This is a genomic window from Thauera phenylacetica B4P, assembly GCF_000310225.1.
GTDB lineage: Bacteria > Pseudomonadota > Gammaproteobacteria > Burkholderiales > Rhodocyclaceae > Thauera > Thauera phenylacetica.
The window spans coordinates 1-21550 of the sequence record NZ_AMXF01000057.1 but is presented as its reverse complement, the minus strand read 5'-3'; the positions used below and the strand labels follow the sequence as shown (position 1 = coordinate 21550).

The 21550-nt window shown below is 65.9% G+C and carries 15 protein-coding genes; 4 read left to right on the top strand and 11 right to left on the bottom strand.

Annotated features, from left to right (window positions below; translation table 11 throughout):
- Positions 1 to 233 (top strand): pyrroline-5-carboxylate reductase family protein (locus C667_RS09675; RefSeq protein WP_004361800.1); only part of this gene is annotated, 233 nt, incomplete at its 5' end.
- 3 nt (positions 234 to 236) lie between these two features.
- Positions 237 to 818, top strand: coding sequence for a YggT family protein (locus C667_RS09670; RefSeq protein WP_004361798.1), 582 nt, complete (start codon positions 237 to 239; stop codon positions 816 to 818).
- Positions 819 to 933: 115 nt separating this feature from the next.
- On the opposite strand, the gene C667_RS09665 is transcribed toward C667_RS09670, so the two are convergent.
- Genes C667_RS09665 through C667_RS09620 form a run of 10 tightly spaced genes read right to left on the bottom strand, consistent with a single transcriptional unit; the run spans position 934 to position 16294 of the window.
- Positions 934 to 4314 (bottom strand): DEAD/DEAH box helicase family protein, encoded by a 3381-nt coding sequence (locus C667_RS09665; RefSeq protein ID WP_004361792.1) that lies wholly within the window; start codon positions 4312 to 4314, stop codon positions 934 to 936.
- Between the two features lie 17 nt (positions 4315 to 4331).
- Positions 4332 to 5027: a DUF4276 family protein gene (locus C667_RS09660; RefSeq protein ID WP_004361790.1), complete on the bottom strand. Its 696-nt coding sequence runs from the start codon at positions 5025 to 5027 to the stop codon at positions 4332 to 4334.
- Positions 5027 to 6124: an AAA family ATPase gene (locus C667_RS09655; protein ID WP_004361789.1), complete on the bottom strand. Its 1098-nt coding sequence runs from the start codon at positions 6122 to 6124 to the stop codon at positions 5027 to 5029. Before C667_RS09655 ends, C667_RS09660 begins: the two co-directional genes overlap by 1 nt.
- Position 6125: 1 nt before the next feature.
- A complete protein-coding gene (locus tag C667_RS09650; protein WP_004361788.1) occupies positions 6126 to 9449 on the bottom strand; it encodes a site-specific DNA-methyltransferase in 3324 nt (1107 codons plus the stop codon).
- 17 nt (positions 9450 to 9466) lie between these two features.
- The gene (locus C667_RS09645) at positions 9467 to 12367 is read right to left on the bottom strand and encodes an SNF2-related protein (RefSeq protein WP_004361786.1); all 2901 of its coding nucleotides are present in this window, start codon (positions 12365 to 12367) and stop codon (positions 9467 to 9469) included.
- Positions 12368 to 12403: 36 nt separating this feature from the next.
- Positions 12404 to 13681, bottom strand: coding sequence for a dihydroorotase (locus tag C667_RS09640; RefSeq protein WP_004361784.1), 1278 nt, complete (start codon positions 13679 to 13681; stop codon positions 12404 to 12406).
- Between the two features lie 36 nt (positions 13682 to 13717).
- Complete coding sequence (locus tag C667_RS09635; RefSeq protein ID WP_004361783.1) at positions 13718 to 14677, bottom strand: aspartate carbamoyltransferase catalytic subunit; 960 nt, start codon at positions 14675 to 14677, stop codon at positions 13718 to 13720.
- A 52-nt stretch (positions 14678 to 14729) separates the two neighbouring features.
- A complete protein-coding gene (gene pyrR, locus C667_RS09630; RefSeq protein ID WP_004361782.1) occupies positions 14730 to 15233 on the bottom strand; it encodes a bifunctional pyr operon transcriptional regulator/uracil phosphoribosyltransferase PyrR in 504 nt (167 codons plus the stop codon).
- The gene (ruvX, locus tag C667_RS09625) at positions 15220 to 15726 is read right to left on the bottom strand and encodes a Holliday junction resolvase RuvX (protein WP_039921170.1); all 507 of its coding nucleotides are present in this window, start codon (positions 15724 to 15726) and stop codon (positions 15220 to 15222) included. The genes pyrR and ruvX overlap by 14 nt, the downstream gene beginning before the upstream one ends.
- Positions 15719 to 16294 carry a YqgE/AlgH family protein gene (locus tag C667_RS09620; RefSeq protein ID WP_004361778.1) on the bottom strand — a complete coding sequence of 192 codons (576 nt, stop codon included), beginning with the start codon at positions 16292 to 16294 and terminating at the stop codon, positions 15719 to 15721. The genes ruvX and C667_RS09620 overlap by 8 nt, the downstream gene beginning before the upstream one ends.
- 379 nt (positions 16295 to 16673) lie before the next feature.
- Here C667_RS09620 and C667_RS09615 point away from each other — a divergent pair, with 379 nt between their 5' ends.
- Both C667_RS09615 and C667_RS09610 read left to right on the top strand, forming a co-directional pair.
- Positions 16674 to 18128 carry a cryptochrome/photolyase family protein gene (locus tag C667_RS09615; RefSeq protein ID WP_004361777.1) on the top strand — a complete coding sequence of 485 codons (1455 nt, stop codon included), beginning with the start codon at positions 16674 to 16676 and terminating at the stop codon, positions 18126 to 18128.
- Positions 18129 to 18440: 312 nt separating this feature from the next.
- The gene (locus C667_RS09610; RefSeq protein WP_004361776.1) at positions 18441 to 19601 is read left to right on the top strand and encodes a MalY/PatB family protein; all 1161 of its coding nucleotides are present in this window, start codon (positions 18441 to 18443) and stop codon (positions 19599 to 19601) included.
- 57 nt (positions 19602 to 19658) lie between these two features.
- Here C667_RS09610 and C667_RS09605 read toward each other — a convergent pair.
- Positions 19659 to 21550, bottom strand: a 1892-nt coding sequence (locus tag C667_RS09605; RefSeq protein WP_004361775.1) for a hybrid sensor histidine kinase/response regulator, incomplete at its 5' end; no start/stop codon positions are given.

Below are 21550 nucleotides of genomic sequence, written 5' to 3'. Positions count from 1 at the left end.
AGGCGGGCGCGCGCCGGCTGGCGATCGACACCGCGCTGGGTGCGGCGAAGCTGGCCGCCAGTTCAGAAGATTCGCCCGCCGTGCTGCGCCAGAAGGTCACCTCCAAGGGCGGCACCACCGAGGCCGCGCTCGCCAGCCTGGCGGCGTCCGGCTGGCACGACGAACTGGTTGCCGCGGTGAAGGCCGCCGAGGATCGCGGCCGCGAACTCGGCGCACAACTCGGCCGGGACTGAGCCATGCTCGCCAACATCCTCCTGCTGGTCATCAACGCTGCCGCCGGCTTCATCACGCTGATGCTGCTGGCGCGCTTCTACATGCAGTGGCAGCGCATCTCGTTCCGTAACCAGATCGGCCAGTTCGTGGTCAGCACCACCGACTGGATCGTTCGCCCGCTGCGCCGCGTCATTCCCGGCGTGTTCGGCCTCGACATGGCGAGCCTGCTGCCGGCCTGGGTGGTGCAGGTGCTGCTGGTGGCCTTTGAGCTCAGCCTGCGCGGCGCGGTATTCAGCGGCAACACCGCTGCGGTGATCGCCGGCTTGGCGGGGGTGGGCCTGATCGAGCTGGTGCGCATGATGGTGTATCTGCTGTTCGCGGTCGTGCTCGGCTCGGCGCTGCTGTCGTGGGTGAGCCCGCATTCGCCGCTGGCGCCCATGCTCAATGCGATCGCGGCGCCCTTCCTGCGGCCGTTCCGCCGTGTGGTGCCGACCATCGCCAACGTCGACCTGTCGCCGCTCGTGCTGCTGCTGGTGCTGCAGATCGTGCTGATGGTGCTCGCCGGCGCCCGCAACGGTTTTGCGCCGCTGCTGTTCGTGGGCTGAGCGTTCGGGGCTGGAAGTTCGCGGGCAAGCCCGCTCCCACGGCGCGTCGGTCGCGCCGCCAATCCAGGATCGGCTGACCTCTGTGTTTTGAATTGGGCAGAGCAGTGACGTTACGTCATGGCATGCATGCCTTTTCAAGCAGCCGTCCCACGTATGCTGAATCGTTCTTCATGAAGAGGATATTGATCTCGAGAAACTCTTCCAGGCTGTGCAAGCCGAAATTCCTCTGCAATGAGCTGAGCTGAGTCGGAGAGACGATGAAGCTTGAAAGGCTGACCTTGTCGTCGCCCAATCGCTTTTCGATGTCCTTGATGACCTTGCAGAATTGCACTTTCGGACTGGTGATTCCTTCGTGAATCAGGCCATGTGGTTCGATGAAGACGATCTGCTGTCTGTCGCCGTCGATGATCCACAAGATGAAGTCAGGGTAGAAACTACCCGCCTCGAAGAAGCCGATACCCCCGCCTCGCGCCTTGTTGCGTAGAAGGAAGAACTCCTTACCCGCAAAGGCAGATTGATTTTCGAGAAGGTGGGCGTGCAGATCCCTGACGAAATCGAATTCGCTGTCTTTCAGGGCAACCGGGCTGATCTTGATGCGCGACGTTGGTCCAGCGCCGTCCGGCATGTGCAGCAGTGGCGAATAGAGGTGGATGCCACCCAGTAGAGCGTCGGGAGGCAGGCCGCCCGGCCGCGATTTGTCGTGCAAGCGCGTCGTAGCGCTGGAGTCCTTGATCGATCGTGCCAACGTTTCTACGTCCGCAGCGAGTTGCTTCAGGTCCGAGATCAGCGTCGACTCGTTGGCATCGACCATGATCTTCCAGTGATCGTCCTGCTTGGGCAGGTTATCGTCGGCTGCGGTGAGTTCGCGGTATTCGAGCCGCTGCTCGAAGAAGGCATCGACCTGGTGATTGAAAAGCGCCTCCATCAGTCGCTTGAGCAAGGTTGTGACAATCAACTGCCATTGCCGCACTTCCGCCCACGCGCGAGGCTGCATGAGGGTGTCTGGCGCATACAGGCGATACCACGCACCGTGGCCGTCGGTGAAAAGCTTCGGCAGATCGTCGCGGTGGACCAGCAGGTTCTCGAACCGGCGCACGCGCTTGAAGGCTTCCAACTCGAAGAACACCGCGTCCCAGTCGATCAGCGCGAGCTGATGGCCCTTGAACAGTTGTGTCTGTTTTGCCGTTGCTTCCGAAACATTCGCTTTGCCGACCGCAAGGGCCTCGATACGCGGATACCAGTCGAGCTCGATCTGGCGCGCGATGACCTTGGCGGGTAGCGGCAATCTGAGGATGGGCAGCGGCGCGTCGAGCTTGAAGTCGTATTCCCTGCCGTTGTCCTTCTTTCGCTTTGGGCGAAGCACCTTCAGCCGGGTACCGAAGTTCCGCGTGGTGTGCATCGGCACCTCGATCACTTCCTGGCGCTCGTTGCCGGGCAGCCCCTCTGCGGCGAGGTAATCGCGGAACCGTTGCATGAACTCGGCTTCGATGCCGAACACCTGCAAGGTCTCCAGCCAATGGATGTTGGCAGGCCTCGGAACGTTGATGCGGGTGCAGCGGCTGCTGCGTTTGAGGCTCCAGTCGAAGCCTTTCAGGCGCACGCCGCGGCCGAACAACTGGATGATCTGCGATCCTTCAGACTTGCCGACGTGCATCAGCCCGAGGGTGGAAACGCGCCAGCAATCCCAGCCCTCGATGAACTTCTTCGCACCGATGAGGATGTTGACGGGCGACTGGCTGTCGGATGCCCCCGAAAACAGCGGCCTGTCATCGAACTCGCTACTGGTGATCTCCACCTTTTCGGCCGGAATCCGTTCGCCGATGTGGTCTGCCAGCCCCTTGGCGTCGCCGACATTGATCAACCCGAATGGGCGTTCGGCATGGCCGACGCGCAGGTGGATCTCGCCGCTGTCGCCCTTGATGCGTGTGATGCGAAGAATGCCACCTGAGCGCGCCTGAAAGACCTCACCAAGGATCGAGCCGTAGATCTCGTCTACCGTCCCGCCAGCACCGAGCATGTTCTGCAGGACAGGGAAGCAGCTCGCGAAGATGTCATTGCCGTCCGCATCGATCATGCCATTGGCCGCGCCGGACTGTGTCAGCAAGAGCTGGATGTCTTTCTTGCTGGTCGCCGGGTCGGCTACAAACTCGCCGAGGAACAGGACGATCCTTGCCACGTCCGCGATTGCCGCCTTCTCGTCCTGATTCGCGCCGCCCGGTTTGCTGACACTGCCGCCGACAAAGACCCACAGCGGTTTCTCCAGGTTGAAGGGGCGCAAGGCCAGCGTATCGCGGTCGTACAGGCGCAACTGCTGGAAGTAGGCCAGCAAGCAGGCGGTCAGGTATCGGCGCGTGTCGGCGCCTTCCTTCGCCAGGTTGAGAATGCTGTAGTCCTTGCCGAAACCGTCCTCGTAAAAGTAGCGGTACGAGTAATCGAACAGCACGCTCTTCGCGTAGGTCTGGGTGATCGACTCGCTGCCAGCCGCTGCCACGGCCTGGGCGAAAGTGGCGGAATACTCGAAGACGAAACCGCGCGCCGCGATTGCCTCACGCCGTTTCAGCCAGCCGGTCTCCTCTTCGCTGCCCAGTCCGCGGTGGCCCTCGTCGACCAGCAGCAGGTTGTTGTCGCCGAACTCGGAGACGGCCACCGTGTTCTCGCGCCGAACTTCGCCCAGCTTGGTGATCTCGATGACGTCCACCCGTCCAAGGTCCGGTGAGCCGAGCAGGTCCGCGCGAAAGCGCTGTGATGCAATTCCGTTCTGCCCCAGTTCCCGCAGATGCTGCTCGGTCAGCGATTCGTTCGGAGTGATCAGTACCGAGCGCGAGAACTCGTTCTCGCGGTTCGACAACTTCGCGTAATGGCGGAACTGGAGAACGTTGGCGTGCATCAAGAACGTCTTGCCGCTGCCGGTCGCATTCTGGAAACACAGGCGGTTGAGGTCGGCGACCGTGAAAGGCTCCACCGTCGTCGGCAGCCTCGCCGCCGTTCTCCACGCGTTGAAGCGCAGCAGGAATTCGTTGAGCGAATCGAGCAGTTGTGCGGGCTGGTGGAAGAATAGATCCAGGTAGCGTTCGGTGAAGATCAGCGATAACCACTGGAAATACTTCCACACGATGCGGCGCTCGCCGCCAGCCTGTCGGCGGTCGTTCAGTGTCTTCGTGTGCGCGAGGATATTGTCTTCGTAGGCCGCAAGCTCGGCCGCCGACACCTTCGCCGACGCCGGCCAGTTGGCATTCAGCTCGCGGAAGAAGCGGTGGCGCCCATCCTCGTGCAACCCTTCCTTGTCTTCGTCGATGATCGTATGGGCCAGACGCCGGATCGGCGGGATGCTGCGCCCGTCGGTGTCCTTGTGCTCTGTCAGCGGATCGACGCCGAACTGCTCGATCATCCAGGCGTTGAGCACCAGCTTGAAAATGAAAGGGTCGGCAGTCTTCGCCGAGCCTTTCGCCTTCTTCACCGTGCCGGCCGTCTTGGCGTTCTTCTTGGTGGTTGCCATGTGATTGCGTATTCCGATCAGGCGACCGCAGACAGGTTCTCTGTCGGCTCGCCCAGCCCTTCAAGGGTTGTCAGCCATTCGCCGAAGTGCGGGCAGGCTGTGCGCACGGTGGTGAGCGTCGTCTTGTGGAGGATGGTGGGGCCGTCCGAAGTCTTCTTGAAGCTCGGGATCAGGCGCTCGATGCGTGCGGACGGGTGTGTCGCCGGATCGTTGTTGATCTCTTCCGGTGTCCCTGCCTGTTGCACGATGGCCGACAGTGCCGCAGCCAATGCCGGATTGCCGAAATGTTCGGCGACGGCTTCCGGTCTGCTGAACAGCCAGGCCTCGAACTCGTGCAGGGCGAGAAAGGGCATGAAGCGCGCCTGGTCGATGTCGTCCGCAAACGCTTGTTGCAGGCGAATCGCCTTGTCGTGCGCCGTCAAACCGGGTGTCGCCAGGACGGCTGCACGCCCGGGGAAGTCCTCCGGCAGTCCATAGAAATCCAGCAAGGTCGTCACGCGGGCGTTCCTGTCGCCCAGCAGTTCCAGGAGGTTCTGCCGGATCTTGGCATAGCTCGTCACCCCACCCCGAAACGCGCCACCGCTCATGATCCGCTTGGTCCGCAAGACAGTGACGCTGGCATAGACGCCAAAGGCGGCGAGGTGGGGCGCCAGCGTTCGCTTGGCGAAGACCTCCTCGGACTGGCCCTCCACCAGAATCAGCAGACGAGTCATCAGGGCCGCCCCCCGATGATGTTCTTTTCCCATAGGTCGCCCACGCTGTAGTCGTTCATCCAGCTCGACAAGTCCTGCTCCGTCAGGCGACGGAAATGGGTACGCAGGCCATCGTTGTCGGCGATGATGATCGCCTCGGGCGAGAACTGGTTGAGCAGCGTGACCGACTGCGTCGCCAGGATTACCTGACTGCGCCGGGCTGCAGCCTCGATCATCTCGGACAGGATCGTGATGGCGAAGGGGTGCAGGCCAAGCTCCGGCTCATCGAGCAGGATCAGCGACGGCAGAGACGGCTGCAGCAGCAGCACGGCGAGGCAGATGAACCTGAGCGTGCCGTCCGACAGCGAAAAGCCGTCGAAATAGGCGTCCGAGCCCTTCTGTCTCCATTCCAGCTTGATCTTGTTCGGGTTGGTGCGCGACGGTTCGAGCGTGAAGTCGTCGAAAAACGGCGCGACCAACTGCACATGCTCGACGACGTGCCGGTACTCGGTAGGATGCGTCAGCTTCATCCAGTACAAGAATGCGGCGAGGTTGGCCGCATCGGAGCGGAAGGTCCGGTTGTCGTCGATGTCCTGCGTCTTCTTCGCCGGGGCCGAACTCGATGTGTCGTGGAAGTGATAGACCACCCAGCCCTGCACGCCTTCCAAGACGTGCTCTGCAACGCGTTTGCCCTGTCCTGCGGTATTGGCCGCTTCATGCAGCGCTGTTTCCTTGTGTCCTGCGCCGATCTGAAGACTCCATGGGCGCGAGTAGTAGCGCACATCGTGGTAGTAAATCGTCTCCCAGTCGAAGACCATGGTGTCGCCGACCGCGGGCTTCAGACAGAAGCTGTACGCGTTGCTCCCGAAGTCGAAACGGAAGGACATCTTCGGCGTGGTCTTCTCGCCGTGGTGCAGGAGGCGGTCCGGCCCACCATGTTCGCCGACGTAGAGCTGCAACTGTTTCGACAGCACGGAATTGAGGAAGCGAAAGACGCCGATCAGGTTCGACTTTCCGGCGCCGTTCGGGCCAATCACGACGTTGAGGCGCTGCAGTTCCAGTTCGCAGCTATCGATGGATTTGAACCCGTTGACGGTCAGCTTGTTGAGCAGCGACATATCAGCTCTCCTCTCCGGACCACATCCGGCGGTGGAATTCCTCTTCGAGCAGTCGCACCTCGCCGTACTTGCCAAGATTCGGCAAGTTGTGCGTGCCGTTGATGTAGATGAGGTCGTAGAGCGTCTTGTCCTCGCGTCGCGTGGGATTCCACTTCATCTTCTGCGACAGGAAGGCTTCGAGCGCCGCCGCGTCCTGCTCGGGGTCGTCGGTGAGCGTACGCCACAGCACCAGCACGCTCTGGCGGTGCAGGTCGTCACCCGGCCGGGTGCGCACGTAACCCTCCACGGGGCGGAACCACCACGTGCCATCGTCCGCCTCGGTCAGAGCCGTGGCCTGCAGGCGCGTGTGTGCATCCTGCGGCAGCAGCGGATCGGGCTTGCGCACGAAGCTCGCCGTGAAGCGCCGGCCGGCGTGCAGTTTGTCGACGTGCAGGCCGATCAGCCAGTTGAAGGTCTCGATCAGGTCGACATTGCGCTGCTCGCGCTCGTCGGAGCCAGGCTTCTTGATCTCCAGTCGATACGCCGTCGGGTCGCGGAACTGGGCGACGTTGAGCAGGCTTTGGCTACCGTGGGTTTCGACCTCGAGCATGTAACGCAGCAGGTAATCGCGCTGGAGAGCCGCGTCGCCCTGCTTGCAAACATGTTCGTCGCGCGTATTGAGCGCGAGGTTGTTCAGGCAATCTTCATAGGATTCGAGTCGGACATATTTGAAACAGTGCGAAATCCCATCGCGTGCCATTGGCTTGCCATCGGCCCACTCGCTGGCGTAAATCGCCTTTTTGACGCGCGGCAGCACCAGTTGATCGAAATAATCCTCCATCTCAACCAACGCATAACGACGCTGCCCACGGTCTTCCCGGTTCTGCTGAATGACCGCGTGGGCTGTTGTGGCCGAGCCCGCAAAAAAATCCAATACCCAATCTGACGATTCAGGATGGGTGGCCAGCGCCAATACCCGGCGCAGCAAGGCGGTGGGTTTGGGCGTCTGAAAAACCACTTCCTCGGCATCCAGCTTGACGCAGGCGAGCAGTTCCTTCTTGGCGTCCTGAGTGTGGCCGACCTCGGCGTAGGGCCAGATGGTTTGCGGGACCCGCCCCTGTTTGACTTCGGAAAGGAAGCGTTTAAGACGAGGAATATTGTCGCCGTCTTCTCCCCACCAGATGCGTCCGTCGCGGTTCAGTTCATCGAACCGGGTCCTGGATACCCGCCAGTAGGTGCCGGGCGGCGGGCCGGGGATGTGCCGCCCGGAAGGGCTGGTGATCGCGTAGCGGCCTTCGCTATAGGGGTTGCGCGCGGAAACGTCACCGGATGTCCATGGACCCCGTGGGTCCTTGTCGGGGTTGCTGTAACGCGCCTCCATTTCCGCTGTGCGCGGCAGCAGGCGCGGTGTCCAGGTCACGCCATCCCGGGCATACACCAGTACGAAATCATGGTCTTCAGAGAAGTGCCGGGCCGAATTCTTTGGCGAGAAAATCTTCTGCCAAATCACCGTGGCGACGAAATTTTCGCGCCCCCAGACGGCATCGGCCGCTTGGCGGAACACGGCTTGTTCGTTGTCGTCGAGCGACACAAAAAGGGCGGTTTTCTCCGCTGCCAGTGTGTGCGCCAAGCGCAGACGCTCATCGATCATCGACAACCATGAGGCGTGGGGATAGGCGTCTTTGTAGCGAAAGCCATCCGAGCCGGTGTTGTAGGGTGGGTCGATATAGATGCACTGGATGTGCTCGCGTAGTTTGCCGTTCATCAAGCGCAGCGCGTGACTATTCTCTGCGTGCACGAGAAGGCCTCCCGTGCGCTCGTCCAGTCCTTCGATGGCTTCGATGAGTGTTTGATTGAATTGATCGGAGAACAGTGCGGTGTCCAGCACCAAAAAGGCATTGTCTCTAAGGAACTCAACCGTCAGCGGCGCCGAATATCCCAGTGTTGCCATGTCCCCTTGGATCTCATCAACTGCGAATAACTTGACCCACTCCTCGCGCTGCCGCTCATTGGCCGCGATCTCGGGATAGAACTTCTCCGGGATGCGATCCAGCGTGATGCAGTAGTGTGTCTCGACGACGAACTTCTTTTTCAGCCACAGCTTCTTCTGGAAGTCTTCGAGCTGGGCTAGGAAGTCGATGAGGCGCAGGGAGAGGATGCGGATGGCCTGCGCCTTTTCCAGGGCTTCACGCATGGCCTTCATGCGGGCGTCGCTTAGCCCGGCCTGCACGTCGGCATCTTCGCCGCCGACGAAGTCGTCGAGCTTGAAGACTTCATTCTTCAGATAGAAATCCAGCTCGCGCCGCAGGAAGCCGCCGACGTCCTTGTGGATGAAGTAATCCATGGTGTTGGTGGCGGTGTACTGCCCGATATACCGCGCGAGCAGGGGCTGCGTCTTGTCCTTGCCCTTGCCGATTTCGCGCGCCAGCACCTCGAAGTACTCGCCGGCCAGCGGGTTGCCGCTGCCGTTCAAGCCTTTCAGTGCGTCGAGCACGGTCTGCACCAGTTGCTCGTTGCGGGTCGCCTGCCATTTCTGTTTCTGGCCTTTCGGGGGCTTTGCCGGATCGCTGCGGTAGTTGATGCGGACGACCAATTCGCTGCCTTCCCATGCCAGTGGTTCGGCGGTGTCCAGGATGAAGTAACGCTCGTCCTTGTCGCTCGCCTTGACGTTGTTGTGGGCGCCCTCCGCGGCCTCGACGACGCGAAAGTGCACCTTGAGCGACGTTCCGCCCGTGTCGCCATCGTCGAACAGGCTGCGGCTTACGCCGCGCTCGTCCTTGTGCAAGGCCTTGCGCGGGTCGAAGCTGAAGGCGGCGAAGTTCTCCGTTGTCTTGATGTAGTACTGGTCCTTGTTCGCCCAGTGCAACACGACTTCGGCGCCGTCGTAGGGCACGGCATAGGTTTCCGCACCGCCGGCCGCACCCTTGCCATAGCGGCGCAGGGACATGAAGTCGCCCTGGTCGTAGTAGCGCGAGAAGAAGCGATGGAGGTGATCGTAGATCTCGGCGTTCTCGCCGCCGCTCAGGCGGATGACGTCGTAGCGCGCGCGCGCCTGCTGCACCTTGGGAATTGCATCGGGATCAGGGGCGCCGAACTCGGCCGCCTGCTGGCGTGCCGCCTCGTATTCCTTTCTGGCGTCGTCTTCATGGCGCGCGCCGCGATCGGCAAACACCTTGTCGATCAGTTGGTCGAATTCGGTTTCGAGGAAGGCTTCGAGCTGGCCGCGCTTGGCATGCATGATGCGGTAGAGGCCGAAATCGAGGTCGGGCTGGTCGAGCTGGAACATTTCCCGCAGCAGGCTCAGCAGGCGTTGTTTCTTTTCGATGGTTTTCGTTTCGGCGGGCATGAAGCTTCTCGTCTTGATCAAACCACCCTGAAGCGCAGGGTGAAGAGGGTTCGGGATTCGGTGTGCTGCTGGAGGCGTCGTTCGAGCTGCTCGATCAGGGCGTCGCGGCGTTCGGTGATCTCGTCCTCGACCGCGAAGATGTCCTGCCGCTGTCGTCGTTGCCGGCGCTCCAGCTCGCGGAGTTCGTTCTGGATGGCGGATTGCGCTTCGAGTGTGGTTGCCTTGCGCGCGTCGCGCTTCAACTGCGCGATGTGCGCCTTGGTGTCGCGCAGACCTTCCTCGGCCGCCAGCAGCTTGTCATCGGCCCATTTCTCGAGCTTCTCGCGCTCTTCGTTGAAGAGTCGCTGATTCGCCTCCAGCAGTTCGGCGATGCGTGCTTGAGCCAGGCGCGTGGCGTTCGCCGCCAGCCGTTGCGGGGGATTATCGCCGACGCGTGTCGGCTTGCCGACGGCCTGGACGGAAAAGAGCTTCTCGCAGGTTTCCTGATCAAGCGTCTGCCCATCGTCGAGCATGGCGGAGAACAGCAAGGATTCGGTGGCATCGAAGCTCGTCACGGTCAAGTGCTCGAGCGTGAGCCAGCCGCACTTGCCGCGCAGTCGATCGATCACGGAAATCCGCGTTGGATTGCTCGAGTAATCGAAAGCCAGCTCGGCGAGTGGGGTCTCGGCGTTCCTTGCTTGATCGAGCACCCATTCGCCCAATGGATGGTTGAGGCGGTATGCGTGCGCGAGCATGTCGGCCTGCTTGCCGCCGCGAACCAACTGATAGCGCCCGGCCGGCGCCTCGGGCATCGGCGAGCGTACGAGCGAGAAGGCATAGTGGGCCTCCTCGAAGTGTGTCCCGTACTGCGCAGCGTGTTCGAGGACGTGGCGCGTCGCCCCCCAGAACCAGCGGCCAATCTTGTCCAGCCGGGCTTCGGCTTCGTCCAGCCGCAGCCTCAGGCGGTCGTGAACGTCCTCGTCGAAGTGCTCGATCAACTGCGCGCGCGTCTCGCGCATGCGGCTGTCGATATCCGACTCCAGTTCGGCCTGCAAGGCGGCAAACGCCGCCTCGATGTCTTCCGGATGGCGGCAGGTTTCGTAGATCTGCAGGATGCGGCGTTCGAAGTCGATGCCGCTCTCGATGCGGCCGAGCACTTCGTCCGATGCGCCGAACACGCCCGAGAACAGGCTGAATTTCTCGGTGAGCAGTTCCAGTACACGCTGATCGGCCTGATTGCGGGTGTTGAGGAAATTGATGACCACAACGTCGAAGCGCTGCCCGTAACGATGGCAGCGGCCGATCCGCTGCTCGATGCGCTGCGGGTTCCACGGCAGGTCGTAGTTGATGATGAGCGCGCAGAACTGCAGGTTGATGCCTTCTGCGCCGGCTTCGGTGGCGATCATGATGTCGGCACCCTTGCCGTCGGTGCGGCGGAAGTGGTCGATGAGCGCTGTCCGGCGATCCACCTGCGGCGATCCGGTGATGCGATCGCTGCCCTTGCTGGCCTCCAGCCATTCCAGGTAGATGCGTGTCGCGTCTTCGCCCGTGTTGGTGCCGCTGAACGATACGAGTTTGCCTGCGTATCCGTTGGCGGACAGAAAGCGGGAGAGGTACTCCTGGGTGCGGCGGGATTCCGTGAAGAGGATCGCCTTGCGGGGCGCGTTCAACGCGGCCATCTTGTCGAAGCCGACTTGAAGTGCAGTCAGCAGCGCCTGTGCCTTGGTATCGGTTTGAATGCGCTCGGCTGCGTCGATGAAGGCAGTGATCTGTGCGATCTCGCTGCGCACTGCGGCGGGGTCGAGGGTTCGCGGTCCGTCGATCGTCACTTCGTCGCACTCGGCTGTGTCGCCCGACTCCTCGAGGTAATCGCCTTCGATGTCGTCCTCTACGATCAGCTTTTCGAGCAGTGCGTCATCGACACCACCGGTTCCAGCGAGCATCTTTTCCAGCCGGTCGCGGATGGTCTTCAGTGTCGCTACGACCGCATGCGAACTCGATGCGAGCAGCTTGCGCAGGATCAGGGCGGTCAAGTGACGCTGCCGGCGCGGCAGGGCGTAGGAATCCTCTTTGGCGAGAAAATCCGAGATGGCTTCGTAAAGCGCTTGCTCGTCGTCGGTCGGATTGAAGGGCTGCGTCACCGCCCGGCGGTCGGTGTAGCGGACGTATTCGAGTACCTGCTTGCGCAGCGTCCGCTTGGCAAAGGTCTGCAATCGATCGCGCAAGGCCGTGAGCGAGTTGCTCGCGGACATGAACTGCTTGCGGAATGCGGCTTCGTCGCCGAACAGATGCTCGTCGAGCAAGGTGGAGAGCCCGTAAAGCTCCATCAGCGAGTTTTGCAGCGGCGTTGCGGTCAGGAGCAATTTTCGACGACCGTTGAAGGTTCGCCGCAGCGTCTGGCCGGTGCGGTTGTTGGCGCGATGTGCGTTGCGGAGCTTGTGGGCTTCGTCGATCACCACCAGGTCCCAGGCAATCGCGCGCATTTCCAGTTCGAGCCTGGCCGCGAACTGGTAGGAGACGATGACGACCTGCTTGCCGGCGAGGCCTTCAAGGGTGGAAAGCGCTGTCCCTGCGCGAAGCTTGCGAAGGCTGACGGCGTCGAGCACCGTGGCTCGCAACGCGAACTTGTCCCACAACTCTTGCGCCCATTGTTTGCGCAGACTTGCGGGGCAGATCACCAGCAGTCGCCGACGGCGTTCCGCCCAGTACTGGCAGAGCACCAGCGCCGCTTCGATCGTTTTGCCAAGGCCAACCTCGTCGGCCAGCAACACGCCTTGCTGGATCGGGTTACGCAGCGCAAACAGCGCAGCGTCGATCTGATGAGGGTTCAGATCGACGCTGGCATCGAACAGCGACTGGGAAAGGCGATTGATTCCGTCAGTGTCGTGGCGCCGAGTCAGTTCGTGTGCGTAGTATTTGGCGTGATACGCGGAGATCACTTGCGTTTCATGGGTTTTGCGCTTTCTGCAGTTCGCTCAAGCCTCGAACATCACCTGCCCCTCGACCAGTGTGTAGTGCACCTTCCCCGGGAGTTCCATGCCGAGGAAGGGCGTGTTCTTGCCCTGGCTCTTGAGCCCTTCGCGGGTGACGACGACGTGGGCCGCCGGGTCGAACACGCACACGTCCGCACGCGCGCCCACCGACAGATGGCCGGCCTTGGTGATGCCGACGATCTTCGCCGCGTCCGAGGTGATGCGGGCGAGCCCGTCGATCAGCGACAGTCCGGCCTTGTCCGCCCACTTCAGCGTCAGCGGCAGCAGCAGCTCGAGGCCGGTGGCGCCGGGTTCGGATTCGGCGAACGGCGTCTGCTTGCCGTCGTCATCCACCGGGGTGTGATCCGAGCACAGCGCGTTGATGCGGCCCTCGGCCAGGCCGCGGGCCAGCGCCTCGCGGTCGCGCTGGCTGCGCAGCGGCGGGATCAGGTGGCAGTTGGGGTCGAAATAGCCGATGTCCATGTCGCACAGATGTACATGGTTGATCGACACGTCGCAGGTCACGTCCATGCCGTCGGCGCGCGCCTGGTCGATGAGCGCGAGGCCCGCCGCGGACGACAGGCGGGTGATGTGCAGGCGGGCGCCGGTGGCGCGCGCGAGTTCGAGGTAGGTGAACAGCGCCACGGTCTCGGCGGCGACCGGGATGCCGGACAGGCCGAGGCGGGTCGCCACCTCGCCGTCGTGGGCGTGGCCCACGCGCGACAGGAAGGGCGCCAGCGGCTGCAGCCAGACGCGGAAGCCGAAGGTGGCGGCGTACTGCAGCGCGCGCATCAGCACGGTGTTGTCCACCACCGGCACGTTGGCCTGCGAGAAGGCGACGCAGCCGGCCTCGACCAGCTCGGCCATCTCCGACAGGCGCTCGCCCTTGAGGCCGAGGGTGAGCGCACCGACCGGGTAGATGTGGGCGCGGTTCAGCTTCTTGGCGCGGTAGGTCAGCATCTCGACCAGGCCGGGCTCGTCGAGCACCGGGTCGGTGTCGGGCGGAATCGCCAGGCTGGTGACGCCGCCGGCCATCGCCGCTTCCATTTCGGACTCGAGCGTGGCGCGGTATTCGTAGCCAGGTTCGCGCAGGCGCGCGGCGAGGTCGATGAAGCCCGGTGCGACGACCAGGCCGCTGGCGTCGATCGTGCGTTCGGCGACGAAACCGTCCGGGGCGGCGCCCAAGGCGACGATCTTGCCGCCGGAGACATAGACGTTGTGCACCGCGTCGACGCGGTTGGCCGGATCGACGACGCGGCCGTTGGAGATCAGGATGTTCATCAGTGGTGAGTCCTTGTTCCTGTGCTGTCCGCGGCCTCAGCGGCTGCCGAGCATGCTCATCACCGCCATGCGCACGGCGATGCCGAAGGTGACCTGGGGCAGGATGACCGCCTGCGCGCCGTCGGCCACCGCGGAGTCGATCTCCACGCCGCGGTTCATGGGGCCGGGGTGCATCACGATCGCGTCGGGCTTGGCGAGCGCCAGCTTCTCGGCGGTGAGGCCCCAGATCTTGTAGTACTCCTGCGGCGTGGGCAGCAGCGCGCCGTTCATGCGCTCGTTCTGCAGGCGCAGCATCATCACCACGTCCACGCCCTTCAGGCCCTCGCGCATGTCGTGGAACACGCGCACGCCGAGGCGCTCGACCTCGGTGGGCAGCAAGGTCTTCGGCCCGATCACGCGCACTTCGGGCACGCCGAGCGTGGTCAGCGCGGCGATCTGGCTGCGCGCCACGCGCGAGTGCAGCACGTCGCCGACGATCGCCACCGTCAGGTTGGTGAAGTCGCGCTTGAAGTGGCGGATGGTGTACATGTCGAGCAGGCCCTGCGTCGGGTGCGCATGGCGGCCGTCACCGGCGTTGACCACGTGGATGTGGTCGCGCCCGGTGTTCTGCAGGTGCTGGGCGATCAGCATCGGCGCGCCGCTGGCGGCGTGACGCACCACGAACATGTCGGCCTGCATCGCGCACAGGTTGTCGACGGTGTCGAGCAGGCTCTCGCCCTTGGCGGCCGAGCTGGTGTTGATGTTGAGGTTCACCACGTCGGCCGACAGGCGCTTGGCGGCGATCTCGAAGGTGGTGCGGGTGCGCGTGGAGTTCTCGAAGAAGAGGTTGAACACGCTCTTGCCGCGCAACAGCGGCAGCTTCTTCACCTCGCGTTCGGCCACCTCGGTGAAGGGCGCGGCGGTGTCGAGGATGGCGTTCAGGATGTCGCGCGGCAGACCGTCGAGCGTGAGCAGGTGCTGCAGTTCGCCGTGCTGGTTGAGCTGGGGGTTTCGCATCGGGCGTGCCTCGGATTCAGCGGTGGGCAAGGGGAAAGGGGGCGGTTCGGGCTCAGGCGCGCTGGGTCAGCTTGAGGCCGAACTGCCCGGCCTCGTCGCGCTGCAGCTCCAGGTTCTGCTCGCGCGCGAGCGGTGCGGCGAGGGTGTGGGCGCAGTAGCGCGCGGCGACCGGCAGCTCGCGCCCACCGCGATCGACCAGCACGGCGAGCTCGACCCGGGCCGGGCGGCCGAAGTCGAACAGCTCGTTGAGCGCGGCGCGGGTGGTGCGGCCGGTGTAGAGCACGTCGTCGACCAGGATCACGTGCGCGCCGTCGACGTCGAAGGGGATCTCGGTCTTCTTCGGGCTGGCGTGCAGGCCCTTGCTGGCGTAGTCGTCGCGGTAGAAGGAGACGTCGATCGCGCCCAGCGGCTGGGCGATGCCGAGCTCGGCGTGAAGGCGCTCGGCCAGCCACAGGCCGCCGGTGTAGATGCCGACGAGCGCGGTGGCGGGGCAGACGTGGGGGCGGATCTGCTCGGCGAGCTGCCGGCACAGGGCTTCGGCGTCAAGGTCTTTCATGGCGTCGTGTGTCCAGGAAGGTTTGCAGGAGGATGCGGGCGGCGGCGGCGTCGAGCACCGCCTTGCGTTCGCGCCAGCCCTTGCGGCCGGCCTCGGCGAGCTCGGCCTCGGCGGCGACCGAGGACAGGCGCTCGTCGGCGCTGAACACCGGCAGGGCGTGGCGGCCGTGGAGCTGGTTGGCGAAGCGGCGGCAGCGCGCGGTGAGCTCGTGCTCGCGGCCGTCGAGGTGGGTGGGGATGCCGACCACCAGCGCGACCGGGCGCCATTCGGCGATCAACCGGGCGATGGCGGCGAAGCGTTCGTCGTTCGCCTCGGCGTGAAGCGTGGTGAGCGCGCTGGCCAGGCCGGTCTCGAGCTCGCCGCTGGCGACGCCGATGCGGGCGAGGCCGAAGTCGAAGCCGAGGACGGTGCCGCGCGCGGGGAGAGTGTCCGGGCCGGGCGGGGTGGCGCGGGTGTCCGCAAGGGACGGGGCGGCCGCAGCCGCCTCAGGCATGTCCGGCGACATCGCTCAGGTTGGTGAAGTCGATGCCGAGCTTCTGCATGGCGGCGACGAGGCGCTCCTCGGGCGGCAGCTCGAACACGATCTCGAGGTCGGCGGGGACGGTGAGCCAGGCGTTGTCGAGGAGCTCCTGCTCGAGCTGGCCGGCGGCCCAGCCGGCGTAGCCGAGGGTGACGATGACGTCCCTGGGTTCGCCCCCGGCGCCGATGGCCTGCAGCACGTCGCGGCTGCTGGTGAGGCCGATCTCGTCGGTGACCTTGAGCGTGGAGTGCCACTCGCCGAGCGGGCGGTGCAGCACGAAGCCGCGGTCGGTCTGCACCGGACCGCCGAAATACACCGGCTGCGCGGCGAAGCCCGCGGCCTCGAGCGGAACCTCGATGCGCTCGAAGAGGCTGGCGAGGGTCATGTCGATCGGCCGGTTCACGATGATGCCGAGCGCGCCCTGTTCGTTGTGTTCGGCGATGTAGGTGAGCGTGCGCGTGAAGTGCGGATCGACCATGTTGGGCATGGCGATCAGGAAGTGGTGCGTGAAGTTGGCCGTGGGCGTTTCCATGCGCGGCATTCTACGCCGATCGTCGGGCTTCTTGGCGCGGGCGCGCGCGGGATGGCGTTCGAGTGGGCTCGGTTGCGTGTCGCGGCCTCGATGCGGTCGCGGGACCGGGGTGGCGGGGGCCGCCTGCACTCGCGGCCCCTCGCTGCACTCGCGGCTGCCCTCGGTGGAGGACGCCGCGGGGGCGGCGACGCAAACTCGTCGCTGCGCTCCTCGGACATGCGTCGCCTTGTTTCCCCCGCGACGCCCTCCGCCTCGGCGCTCCTGAAGTTGGCGCTCGCCACCCCGGCCCCGCGACCTCGCGCTCGTCCGGACTGAGGCGTTCGTCGTGAAGTGGGTGGTATGGCGACGGATGGGCCATAATCGAGCATCTTTGTCTTGGACAAAAAGCATGCCTTCCGCCCTCGTCTGGTTCCGCCGCGACCTGCGCAGCTTCGATCACGCCGCGCTCTACCATGCCCTGCGCTTCGCCGACCGCGTGCATTGCGCCTTCGTCTTCGATACCGCCATCCTCGACGCGCTGCCCTCGCGCCGCGACCGCCGCGTCGAGTTCATCCACGCCAGCCTGGCCGAGCTCGATGCGGCGCTCGACGCCATGGCGCGCGCCGCGGGCGGCACCGGGGGCGGGCTGATCGTGCGCCACGGTCGCGCCGAGGACGAGATCCCGCGCCTGGCCGCCGCGCTCGGCGTCGACAAGGTCTTTGCCAACCGCGACTACGAGCCCGACGCCATCGTGCGCGACAGCCGGGTGGCGCAGGCGCTGGCCGAGGCCGGCATCGGCTACGAGGACTTCAAGGACCAGGTGATCTTCGAGCGCGACGAGGTGCTCACCCAGGCGGGCAAGCCCTACAGCGTGTTCACGCCGTACAAGAACGCCTGGCTGAAGAAGGTCGACGACTTCCAGGTGCGCGCGTATCCCGTGGAAAGGCACGCCGCACACCTGGCGCCGAAGCCCGCCGGCGAGACCCTGCCGGGCCTCGCCGACATCGGCTTCGAGCCCACCAGGCTCGCCGAGCTGAACATGCCGGTCGGCATGAGCGGCGGCAGGCGCCTGTTCGACGACTTCGCCGCACGCATCGAGCGCTACAAGCGCGCGCGCGACTTCCCGGCGGTGAAGGGCGTCAGTTACCTGTCGACGCATCTGCGCTTCGGCACCGTGTCGATCCGCCAGCTCGCCGCCCACGCCCGCGCGCGCGGCGGCGAGGGCGCCGAGACCTGGCTGTCGGAGCTGATCTGGCGCGACTTCTACCACCAGATCCTGTGGCACCACCCGCAGGTGGTGGACCGCGCCTTCCGCCCCGAATACGACGCGGTGAAGTGGGACGAGGCGCCGGAGCTCTTCGCCGCCTGGTGCGAGGCGCGCACCGGCTACCCGATCGTCGATGCCGCGATGCGCCAGCTCAACCAGACCGGCTGGATGCACAACCGCCTGCGCATGATCGTCGCCTCCTTCCTCACCAAGGACCTCGGCGTCGACTGGCGCCTGGGCGAGCGCTACTTTGCCGCACAGCTCAACGACTACGACCTCGCCGCCAACAACGGCGGCTGGCAGTGGGCGGCCTCGACCGGTTGCGACGCGCAGCCCTGGTTCCGCATCTTCAACCCGGTCACCCAGTCGGAAAAGTTCGACCCCGAGGGCCGCTTCATCCGCCGCTACCTGCCCGAGCTCGCGCGCGTGCCCGACAAGTTCATCCACGCCCCGTGGACCATGGGCGGCATCGACCAGAGCGCGTGCCGGACGAAGATCGGTGTCGACTATCCGGGACCGATCGTGGACCACGCCTCCGCGCGCGAACGTACGCTGCAACGCTTCGGGGTGGTGAAGAACGACGCGCAGGGCGGGTAGGACAAGCCGTCCGGCCATTCGCCACGCAAGGCCGCGGGAGGGGGATGGCGGGCGCCAACTTCACGAGCGCCGCGGTGGAGGGCGTCGCGGGGGAAGCAAGGCGGCGCATGTCCGAGGAGCGCAGCGACGAGTTTGCGTCGCCGCCCCCGCGGCGTCTTCCACCGCGGGTAGCCCGGAGTGAAGCGACGGGCCGCGAGTGCAGGCGGAGCCCACCATCCCGCTCCCGCGGCCGCATCGGAGCCGTGCCGCCCTGCGCCGCCCCCGCCAATTGCGGGACAATGACGCCCATCACCCCCCACCGGACGCAGACCCATGACCGACGCCGCCTTCGACTTCGACCGCCTCATCGACCGCCGCAGCCTGCCGAGCGAGAAGTGGGGCCGCTACGCCGGCCGGGACGTGCTGCCGCTGTGGGTCGCCGACATGGACTTCGCCGCCCCGCCCGCGGTCCTCGACGCCCTGCACCGGCGCATCGACCACGGCGTGTTCGGCTATACCGACGCCTGGCCCTCCCTGATCGACGCCGTGGTCGAGGGCCTGCAGCGCGACCACGGCTGGACCATCGACCCCGACTGGCTGGTGTGGCTACCGGGCGTGGTCGCCGGCTTCAACCTCGCCTGCGCGATCGCCGGCGAGCCCGGCGACGGCGTGCTCACCGCGACCCCGGTGTACCCGCCCTTCCTCACCGCCCCCGCCAACACCGGCCGCGTGCTGCAGCGCGTCGAAATGGTCCTGCGCGACGGACGCTGGCAGTGGGACTGGGATGCGCTCGAGGCCGCGTGCACGCCCTCGACCCGCCTGCTGCTGCTGTGCAGCCCGCACAACCCGGTCGGCCGGGTGTTCGACGCGGACGAACTGCAACGCCTCGCCGACTTCGCCGCGCGCCACGACCTGCTCGTGTGCTCCGACGAGATCCACTGCGGCCTGGTGCTCGACGCCGACCGCCCGCAGCGCCCGCTCGCCGCGCTCGACGAGGCCACGGCGCGGCGCACCATCACGCTGATGGCGCCATCCAAGACCTGGAACATCCCGGCGCTCTACTGCGCCTTCGCGATCATCCCCGACCCCGCGCTGCGCCGACGCTACCGCCACGCCATGCGCGGCGTCGTGCCGCATGTGAACGTGCTCGGCATGGTCGCCGCGGAGGCCGCCTACCGCGACGGCGACCCCTGGCGCCAGGCGCTGCTCGCCTACCTGCGCGGCAACCGCGAGCGCGTGCTGGAGGCCGTCGCGGCGATGCCCGGCCTCGCGACGACGCGTCCCGAGGCCACCTATCTCGCCTGGATCGACTGCCGCTCGATGATGGCCGCGCGCGGCATCGCCAACCCGGCGGCCTTCTTCGAGGCCGCCGGCGTCGGGCTCTCGGATGGCGCGGCCTTCGGCGCCCCCGGCTTCGTCCGGCTCAACTTCGGCTGCCCGCGCGCGACCCTGGACGAGGCGCTCGCGCGCATGGCGCGGGCGCTGGCCGAATAGTCGCCCCGCCGCCTCTCGCTCCTTGCGCCCGACGCCTTGCACCTGACACCTGACGCCTCACGCCTCACCCGCCCTCGCGTAGCGCGCCACCAGCGCGAGCAGCTCTTCCTCCTGGTAGGGCTTGCCGAGATAGTGGTCGGCGCCGACCTCGGCGGCGTAGCGGCGGTGCTTCTCCGCCAGGCGCGAGGTGATCACCACCACCGGCAGGTCGTGCAGGCGGGCGTCGGCGCGGATGTTGCGGACGAGGTCGAAGCCGTCCATGCGCGGCATCTCGATGTCGGTGAGCACCACGTCGGGCTTCAGGTCGATCAGCTGCTCGAGCGCGTCCACGCCGTCCTTGGCGGTGATCACGCGATAGCCCTCGCGTTCGAGCAGGCGGCCGGTGATCTTGCGCACGGTGAGCGAGTCGTCCACCACCATCACCGTCGGCAGGTGCAGCGGCGGAGGCGCCTCGGCGGCGGGGCCGAACAGCCCCGCATGCGCCTCGTCGGTGGGGGCGGCGGCACGCGCGGCGAGCGCGACCGGGTTGAGGATCAGCACGATCTCGCCGTCGCCGAGCACGGTCGCGCCGCTCATGCCGACGATGCGGGTGAGCTGCGGGCCGGCGTTCTTGACGATGACCTCCTGGTTGCCGCGCAGCCCATCCACATGCAGCGCCAGCGTCTGCGCGCCCGCGCGCAGCAGCAGCACCCAGCTGTAGCGCGCCTCGGCCGGGCGCGCCTCGCGGTCACCGAGCAGGCGCGGCAGGTAGCGGTAGGGGTAGTGCTCGCCCTGCCATTCGGTGCCGTGCGCCTGCTGCATGGCCTGCAGCGCGTCGGGCTTGAGCTCCATGGCCTGCACGATCATGTTGGCGGGCACGGCCCAGCCGCGACCGAGCGCCTCCACCAGCAGGGTCTGCGTCACCGCGAGGGTGAGCGGCAGCCGGATCGAGAAGCGCGTGCCGGCGCCCGGGCTGCTGGCGACCTCGACGCGGCCGCCGGCGGCCGCGGTCTGGGCCTTCACCACGTCCATGCCGACGCCGCGGCCGGACACCGCGGACACCTCGCGCGCGGTGCTGAAGCCGGAGACGAAGATCAGGTTGATCAGGCGGCGCTCGTCGACGCGCTCTTCGGCGCCGAGCAGGCCGCGCGCGCGCGCCTGCGCGGCGATGCGCTCGAGGTCCAGGCCGGCGCCGTCGTCGGCGATCTCGATGGCGATCTCGTTGCCTTCCTGACGCACCGTCAGCTCGATGTTGCCGGTCTCGGCCTTGCCCGCCGCGAGGCGCGCGGCCGGGGCCTCGATGCCGTGCGCGACCGCGTTGCGCAGCAGGTGCTCGAGCGGTGCGGCCATCTGCTCGAGCACGCTGCGGTCGACCTCGATGCGGCCGCCACGCAGGTCGAGCGCTGCGCGCTTGCCGAGCTCGCGCGCGCTCTGGCGCACCACCCGGTAGAGCCGGCTGGCGAGGCTGTCGAAGGGCAGCATGCGGACCTGCATCAGGCCTTGCTGCAGCTCGCGCGCCATGCGCGCCTGGCTGCCGAGCGCGAGCTCCGCGCCGTCCAGGTTGTGCAGCAGCCCCTGCTGCACGGTTGTCACGTCGTTGACGCTCTCGGCCATCATCCGCGTGAGCTCCTGCAGGCGGGTGTAGCGGTCGAGCTCGAGCGGATCGAAGTCGGTGTGCTGGGTGCCGGCCTGGGCGATGCGCGACTGCATCTGCACCTCGGCCTGGATCTCGACCTCGCGCAGCTGGTTGCGCAGGCGGATCACGTTCTCGGTGAGGTCGAGCAGCGAACGCCGCAGGCTGCGCAGCTCGCCCTCGACCCGGCTGCGCGCGACGCCGATCTCGCCGGCCTGGTTGACGAAGCGGTCGATGCGCTCGGCGCGCACGCGCAGGGTGGGCGTGGCGAGGGGCTCGGCCTCGGGCGCGGCCTCCGCGCCGGCGCCTTCGGCGCTGGTCGGGCCGGCGGGCGCCT